Consider the following 7,698-nt stretch of genomic DNA (forward strand, 5'->3'; position numbering starts at 1 on the left):
GGGGCGGTTTTGGTGGCATGCACGCATGATGCGTTATCCACGATTCGTTTACAACAACTTTCTACGCTGTACGCTCAGGCTGAATAGTCACGAAATTTCATTCCAGAACAAAATTGGATCTCTCATTTTTTCCTCCGTGCTTTCTTAAAAATAGGTAAAGGTGGCCTGGCACTGCTAGGCCTACGTGTGGCGACTTGCCGGATGAAGAGTGGGGGAAAGGACTTGATGGCGTATTCCCGTCTTCACGCAAGCAACATAACCGGGCGTTTCTTACAGATGGCCCACACATTCGTTCATTGGCGCCGCGTCGCGGTTTTCGCCGGAGCGGTGAGTTATTTGTAAGCGCAGCGGACGCAATCTTGAATGCAGGCCGCCCGGTCCCGCGGCGTTGCGTAGATGAAGGAGTAGCAGAAATGAACAGTGCGGAATTGGGATGGCGGCTGCATAAAGCGGCAATTGACAAGACCTTGAATCTGTCAACGCGCGAGGCATGCGTCGATGCCGCCCGCAAGCTGCATGAAATTGAAAAAATGATTCATCGCGTCGATAGAATTCCGCAAGAATCGCTGGCCCTGATCAAGCTCATCATGCATCAATGAAGCGGTAGGCCATGCATATCGATCAAATCCACGCGCTTTGCCGTTCTGTGGAGAACTCGCAGCGGAGCACCATGCTCTAACCTTGATCGCGTTTACCACAATGGATTCCCGCGCCCATTGACCTACATCGAAAAACAAACCTGATCGAGAGACAACCATGGAACAATCGTTTACCCTTGCGAAGCTGACCCGTCCAAGACTGTATCGAACACTGCCGCGCGAGCGCCTGTTCCTGCGGCTCGATGAGGCGCGCGAACACCAAGCGGTCTGGATCGCCAGTTCTCCGGGTTCGGGAAAAACATCACTGGTATCGAGTTATCTCGAGACCAGAAAGCTCAACGCGGTGTGGTATCAAATCGATAGCGGCGACGCCGACCCCGCGAGCTTTTTCTATTACTTGGCGATGGCGGCCGGCAGCTTGCTGCGCACCGCACATCTGCCGCTTCTGGCGCCCGAATACCTGTCTGATCTTCCCGGATTCACGCGTCGATTTTTTCGCGAACTGTTCCATTGCCTGCCGCACCCGGGCGCGCTCATATTTGACAACTACCATGCGGTGCCATTGACTTCGGTGTTGCATGGGATTATGCGCGATGCGATGGAAGAGGTACCGCAGGACGTGAACATTATCGTCACCAGCCGATTGGAGCCGCCCGATGCGTTCCTGCGGCTGCAACTGAGCCGCTCGCTGATTTCCCTCGACCGGCATGACTTACAGATCAGCATGGACGAAGCCCACAAAATTGCGCTGCTCGAAGGCGTTTCCCCCGAAGAGGTCGAACAAAAGGCAAGCAGCCTGCGGGAAATGTCCGGAGGCTGGGCCGCCGGCTTCGTATTAATGCTCAGCCAGCACCGCTCGGTCGGCAGCGCACAAGGCGCAAGCCTGCCCATGTCGCGCCAGGCGCTTTTCGATTACTTCGCTGTCGAAATATTTTCGGCGGCATCCCCGGAGGCGCAGCATTTGCTGTTGCGCACCGCCTTCCTTCCGCTCATTACGGTGCCGATGGCCGAAGCGATCAGCGGCGACCTTGAGGCCGGCCAGCAACTCAATGAATTGTATCGCCTGCGCTATTTTATCGACCGCCGCGACGAGCCGGAAGTGACGTACCAATACCACGCCTTGTTTCGCGAGTTCCTGCTGGCGCGCGCGTGCCGGCAGCTCGACGCGGCGGAATGCCTGCTGCTGCAGCGGCGTTCGGCGCGGCTTCTTGAAATCGGCAAGCGTCCCGAGGATGCGCTGCCGCTGTATGTCGCCACCCAGGATTGGCCGGCAGCCACGCGGCTGATCCGCCAGCATGCGCATGAGCTGATTCAGCATGGCCGTTGGCAGACGGTGAAGGCTTGGATCGACCAATTGCCCGCCGGCGCGTTGGACGCCGACCCCTGGCTGCGCTACTGGCGCGGCATCTGCGACGCCGCCATCGACCCCGGGGAGGCCCGCGGCGCGCTGGAAAAAGCGTACGCGGGCCTGAAGGCGCAACACGACACGGCCGGCCAGATACGGGCCATTTCCGCCATCATGGAAACCTATTACTTCCAGTGGAGCTCCTTCGCGCCGCTCGATCATTGGATCGATTTGCTGAATGCCTTGCTGGCCGACGGCGCGGAGTTTTCATCGCCGGAAGCCGAACTGAGCGCGCGATCGGCGCTGCTGGCCGCACTCCTCTACCGCCAACCGCAACATCCCTTGCTGATGCGCGAGGCGGCCCGCACCTTCACGCTATTGGCGGAGGACGTGCCGGCCGGCGTCCGCTTTGCCTCCGGCACCATTCTGCTCAACTGCTATTGTTTCCGCGGCAACCTCGACTACGCCGAGCACGTGGTAGGGCTGCTGCGCCCGCATCTCGCGCATGCGCAGGTGTCACCCCTGAACCAGGTGTGGTGGCGCATTGCCACCGCATACTACCTGTTGCTGCGCGCCGAGCACAATGCCGCGGCCACGGTCTTGAAGGAAGCCGCCGATATTGCGCGGGAATACCATCTGACTTTCATCGAGCCCGTGGTGCTGACGCAGCGGGCCATTCTCGCCCTCTCCTTTTGTGACCTCGATTGCGCGCGCCAGCTCATCCCGCAGCTGGAAGCGTCCATCGATCCGCAGCGGCGCATGGACGTGGCCTTGTTCCACTCGGTAAAGTCCTGGTACCACCTGGCCCGAAACGAGCTGGCGGCGGCCCTCAAGCATGGACAAACCGCCGTCGACTGCGCATTCGAAACCGGCGCGGTGACGATTCAAACTTACTGCCTGATCGCGCGCGCGCAGCTGCTGCTCGAAGCCGGCGAACTGGAACACGCCGGCGCCAGCGCCCGCGGGATGCGATTGCGCGCGGGCGAAGCCAGCCTGATCCTCACGTTCGACGCGCTGTTGATCGAAGCCTACGCCGCCCTGAAAACAGGCGACGCCGCCGCCGGCCTGCCGATCCTGCGCGCCGGTCTGGCTATCGGACGCGGGCAGGGCTATGTCAACACCTTGCGCTGGCAACCAAAGATCGTCTCGCCGCTGCTGCGCCGTGCGTTGGAAGAAGGCATTGAAGTCGATTATGTCAAGCAACTCATTCGAGTACGCGGGCTGCAGCCGGATACGCCCGATAGCGAGCAGTGGCCGTGGCCGATCAAGCTGTATACGCTGGGCCGCTTTTCCATCGCCATCGAGGACATGCCGGCCAAGACATCGGGCAAGGCCCAAGCCAAGCCGCTGGAACTGCTCAAGGCGCTCATCGCCCACGGCGGCCGAGAGGCATCCGCAGCCATGCTGGCCGGCGATGTATGGCCGGACGTGGAAGGCGACGCGGCGCAGCATGCGCTCAATACCAGCCTGCACCGCCTGCGCAAGCTGCTCAGGCACGACGATGCGATCACCATGCATGAAGGAAAACTTTCGCTGAATCAGCACATTGTCTGGGTCGACGTGTGGGCGTTCGAGCGGCTGGCGAACCAGCTTGAACACAAGCCCTGCGATTGCCTCGGCGTCGCAGACAAATTCTTTCGTCTGTATCCGGGCAACTTCCTGGAGCGCGAGACCCAAGCCTCCTGGGCGCTGCCGCTACGCGAGCGCTTGCGCGGCAAATTCCTGCGCCAGGCGCTCAGTTTCGGGCATGCCTGGGAACAGGCGGGCGACTGGGACCGCGCAGTGGCGGCGTACCAGCGCGGCATTGAAATCGACAATCTCTCGGAAGAGCTGTACCGCAGCCTGATGCTATGCCATCGACGGCGCGGCGAAACGGCGGCAGCCATCGAGGTCTATCGCCGCTGCCGCCAAATGCTCTCCGTCGTGCTCGGCGTCAAGCCATCGGCGGAGACCGAAGCGGCATATCTGGCGAGTACGCAAGAGTAAAGTTAGCGGTACCCGTACGTTGCATTCAGCAACAGTCCAATGCCGCCGAAGCCGATTGCGGCAATGAACAGGACCGGTACGATCTGGCATTGGACGATGCCGGCGACGGCATGATACGTACGACGCGTGCGCAGCCATTCAAGCGTCCGATTGATACGACCTGGTTCCGTGGGCGGGCAAGCGGGGCCGCTCAGCGTTCTCATCTTTGCGATGTGATACCAGACCGGCCGCATTGCATCGCTTATCCGGCATTCCAGTTTTTTCCCCATCGCCAGCCCGCCGACGGCCATGACGGCAAGCGTGAGCAATACCTTCGGATGCGAGGAAAACCAGCCGATCCACCGTTGGGCAACGCCCGGAAGCATGGAGGCCAAAAAATCGATCCCCGCCGCCAGCAGACACCATATACCCCCGCAGGCGGCAGCCGGCTTGCCACGCAGCAGGAGTGGCATGAGCACAAGCGCAAGCGTGACGGCAATCGTAAAGAGATTGGCGGCGCTGCGCCACCAGACCCAATTGTAGACATGTTCGCTATGGTTGCCGAACGCCGACTGCTTTCCGATGTCCTTGAGATGCAGGTAGGCGCCGCCATCGACGATGCTGCCATCCACGCGCGCGACCGCGAAATCGGGTGGCAGCACGAAAGGCGCGTAGCCCTCATGCCCGACACTGATCCGGCGCAAGACGCTTTCGTGGATCTTCGGACGCCGGATCCTGACCTCGTCGTTATTGACAAGATTCTCTATCCGCCTCGGCTTGTAGCGATAGTAGCTTGCCAGTCCCCGGCGCGAGTCGTACAGGCGTCCATTCTCGTCGCCGAGCGCGCGGAACCCCTGCCATATCTTGTCGCTGAAGCGCAGCCCGCATTTTGCCGCGCCCGCCATGATCCATTCCAGCGAAACATAGGACAGGCTGTCGTCCGGATAGCCCCCGCCGACGTTCGAATGCACGCCGGCGAACCATACCTGGCTGATGCGCTCGGCATCGACATGGGTGGCCGCCTCTGGCGCGGACCTGCCGGGCAGTTCCTCTTCATTCCAGAGGCGGGGATGAAATGCCCTGCGCTCGTCGTCAATCGACAGCGCATGCATGGCCCGCTTGACCCGCGGGTTCAGATTCAGATCGGGCATCCTGAACGGCCAGATGAATCGATCGATGACACGGGCCACTTCGTCCATCGGAAGTCCATAGGCGTCGACCGTGTCCCATAGCCCGAGAAATTCAATTTGCAGCGGATTTTCCGACCCTGGCCCCCCCCTCTTCGCGACGTCACGATAGCGAGGCCGGCTGGCAAGCCGGTCCAGGACATCGATCACGACATCGCGTACCGCGCGCAATGGCCGTAGCAAGCCGAAGCGGGTCGTGTATTGGCGCCGATAGGCGCGATAGGCGCCCGCCGCCAGCCGCTGCAGCCTCCCCTCGTTGCCGCCATACGGGACCAGGCCCTGGCTCATGACCAGGCCGGTCAGCACGCGTATGGTAAACGCGCCGCGGCTGAAGCCGAATCCGTAAATGCGGTCGCCAGGTTCATAAATGCGGCAGAGAAAGATGTAGAGCTCGCGCACATTGCGAGCAAGGCCAATGCCCACCGAGCCGCACAGCAAGGCCCAAGGACGGAAGGACGAGCTACCCACGCCATCGTCGTACAACGCGAACTGGCGTGGCAAGCTTGGATGCTGCGGATCGGCCAGGTCGGCCGCCTGATAGATCCGCCACACATTTGTCCGGAACGCTTTTCCCGAACTGTTACCGGTCCCATCGGAAAGAAGAATGATGTTTTTTCCCACGATGCTTGCTCCTGCGCGCGCTCTGCGCCTTTGACTTCGTTATCCGGGCAATCCGCCTTCTCGATTGCCCGGTCCAGATGCAGAAGATAGACACATGACACTTACAGACCGCTCACACATTCACGCAGAACCGACGGGCACCTGTTTGACCATGCGGCAAGCGCCATAGAAGAAGGCCGCGAACAAGACTGCATAGGCGACGCCGAACCAGGCGGCGGTATGCATCGCCCGCGCGGCCGGCATGGACACGGCAACGTCGACGGTCTTCAGCAAACCATGGATCACCCAAGGCTGGCGGCCGGCTTCAGACACGCACCATCCAGCGATGGTGGCGATGAACCCGCTCGGAATCATCCCGCAACAGATGCGCAGAAACCGGCGGCTGTCATACAGGCGTTTCTTGCGCAACAGCACCATGCCAACGATCCCGACGGCCAACATCATCACGCCCATCGCGACCATGATCCGAAAGCTGAAAAACACCAGCGGAACATACGGGCGCTCGTCCTTCGGCACTTCCTTCAAGCCGGCGATTTTCCCGTTCAGGGAATGGGCCACGATCAGACTGGCGAGCTTGGGGATCTCGATGGCATACCGGTTCCTTTCCCGTTCCTGGTCCGGCAGCGCAAACAGCACCATCGGCGCGCCATGCGTGGTGTCCCACAAGGCTTCGATTGCGGCCAGTTTTGTCGGCTGGTATGCGCTGGTGTTCAAGCCATGCAAATCCCCCGACAGGAATTGCAGCGGCAGCACGACGGCAATGACCCGCAAGGAAGCGCGCAAGCCAAACGCCGCGAAGTGAGGCTCGCGACCCTTCAGCATCAGCCATGCGGAAACGCCGAGGACGACAAATGCCGCGCTTGAGAAGCTGGCGCCCAGCATGTGAAAAAAGCGATACGGAAAAGAGGGACTGAGGACGAGCGACAGCCAGTCCCGCGTTTCCAAGCGCCCGCCCAGCAAGGAAAATCCGTCGGGCGTGTGCATCCATGAATTGCGCGCGAGGATGCACGCCATCGACGTGACGACGCCGAGCGCGACCAGCAATGTCGCGGCCAGATGCAGGCGCTTGCCGACCCGCTCCCTGCCCCATACCATCGCGCCGAAGAAGCCGGCCTCGATAAACACGGCGTTGAGCAACTCCATTTTGCGAATCGGCACAAGCAGGGCGAACGTTTTATCGTAGAAGCCGCCGAACGCGGTATCGAGCTGAAAGGATAGCGCGACACCGGTCGCCACGCCGACGATAAACGCCGCCGCAAACAGCTTTACCCAAAAGTCGAATTGCGTTCGATAGATTTCCCTGCCCGTTGCCAGCCATAGTATTTCAAGCGCAACCAGATAAAACACCAAGCCGATGATCAGGCAAGGGAAAATGATATGCAAGCTGGCGGTGGCGCCGAATTGAGCTCGCGACAGCATGACGATCCCCATGCTGTCCATCAGAGCAGTTCCAGCGTCCAGCGGAGCGCCGACATCAGGCCGCCGAAGGAAAACAGGGAGACGAGGTAGAGGCCGATAAACCAGTTGAGCCTGTGCCCGATGCGTGGCGCTTGCCCGGGAAAGCCTGGCTGCAATGCGCTGCGCAGGCCTTGCACGGCTGCGGCAACGGGTGTTTTCGATGCCGGGCCGCTGGCAGGATTGGGGCGAGCCGCGCCTGGGATCGACCGGAATGCGCGATGATCAAGATTCTGTGATTTCATTTCATGCTCCACGTTGATAAGGGTGTTCGAATGAAACAGGCCATTGCTTCCTGCCGGTCTGTTCGAAACACACGGTATCCTCGTCGGGCTTACAGTTCGTTCACAGATGCCCTCCCGCATCGGAAATACACCACGACGTGATTGAATGCGGCTACTCGATGTGATCGAGGTGTACGACCTAAAGCAAAACGTGACTGTTCAGCCGCTATGCGGCAAGCGGGATAGGATTACCGTTGAAGGCCCGGAGCAGAACCTCAAGCATGCCATGGCCTTGCTTGCGT

At 60.5% G+C, this 7,698-nt stretch carries 5 protein-coding genes; 2 read left to right on the plus strand and 3 right to left on the minus strand.

Annotation, left to right across the window (positions count from 1 at the left end):
* Positions 1–413: 413 nt before the first annotated feature.
* Positions 414–599: a hypothetical protein gene (locus tag ACFDR9_RS26105; protein WP_409032857.1), complete on the plus strand. Its 186-nt coding sequence runs from the start codon at positions 414–416 to the stop codon at positions 597–599.
* A gap of 157 nt (positions 600–756) precedes the next feature.
* Positions 757–3,930, plus strand: a complete 3,174-nt coding sequence (locus tag ACFDR9_RS26110) for a BTAD domain-containing putative transcriptional regulator (RefSeq protein WP_409032858.1) — start codon at positions 757–759, stop codon at positions 3,928–3,930.
* Positions 3,931–3,932: 2 nt separating this feature from the next.
* Here ACFDR9_RS26110 and ACFDR9_RS26115 read toward each other — a convergent pair whose 3' ends face one another.
* The 3 genes from ACFDR9_RS26115 to ACFDR9_RS26125 all read right to left on the minus strand — a co-directional run bounded on the left by ACFDR9_RS26115 (position 3,933) and on the right by ACFDR9_RS26125 (position 7,417).
* On the minus strand, positions 3,933–5,717 hold the full coding sequence (locus ACFDR9_RS26115; RefSeq protein WP_409032859.1) for a DUF2235 domain-containing protein: 1,785 nt from the start codon (positions 5,715–5,717) through the stop codon (positions 3,933–3,935).
* Between the two features lie 120 nt (positions 5,718–5,837).
* A complete protein-coding gene (locus tag ACFDR9_RS26120) occupies positions 5,838–7,157 on the minus strand; it encodes a cytochrome ubiquinol oxidase subunit I (protein ID WP_409032860.1) in 1,320 nt (439 codons plus the stop codon).
* Positions 7,157–7,417 carry a hypothetical protein gene (locus ACFDR9_RS26125; protein ID WP_157406641.1) on the minus strand — a complete coding sequence of 87 codons (261 nt, stop codon included), beginning with the start codon at positions 7,415–7,417 and terminating at the stop codon, positions 7,157–7,159. The genes ACFDR9_RS26120 and ACFDR9_RS26125 overlap by 1 nt, the downstream gene beginning before the upstream one ends.
* Positions 7,418–7,698 lie beyond the last annotated feature (281 nt).

Source organism: Janthinobacterium sp. CG_23.3, assembly GCF_046115965.1.
In the GTDB taxonomy this organism is placed as follows: Bacteria; Pseudomonadota; Gammaproteobacteria; order Burkholderiales; family Burkholderiaceae_D; genus Janthinobacterium.

Bases quoted from the DNA above. Each gene is read 5' to 3' on its own strand.
- ACFDR9_RS26125 (WP_157406641.1), bottom strand. From the start codon at position 7,417: ATGAAATCACAGAATCTTGATCATCGCGCATTCCGGTCGATCCCAGGC.
- ACFDR9_RS26105 (WP_409032857.1), top strand. From the start codon at position 414: ATGAACAGTGCGGAATTGGGATGGCGGCTGCATAAAGCGGCAATTGAC.
- ACFDR9_RS26120 (WP_409032860.1), bottom strand. From the start codon at position 7,157: ATGGACAGCATGGGGATCGTCATGCTGTCGCGAGCTCAATTCGGCGCC.
- ACFDR9_RS26110 (WP_409032858.1), top strand. From the start codon at position 757: ATGGAACAATCGTTTACCCTTGCGAAGCTGACCCGTCCAAGACTGTAT.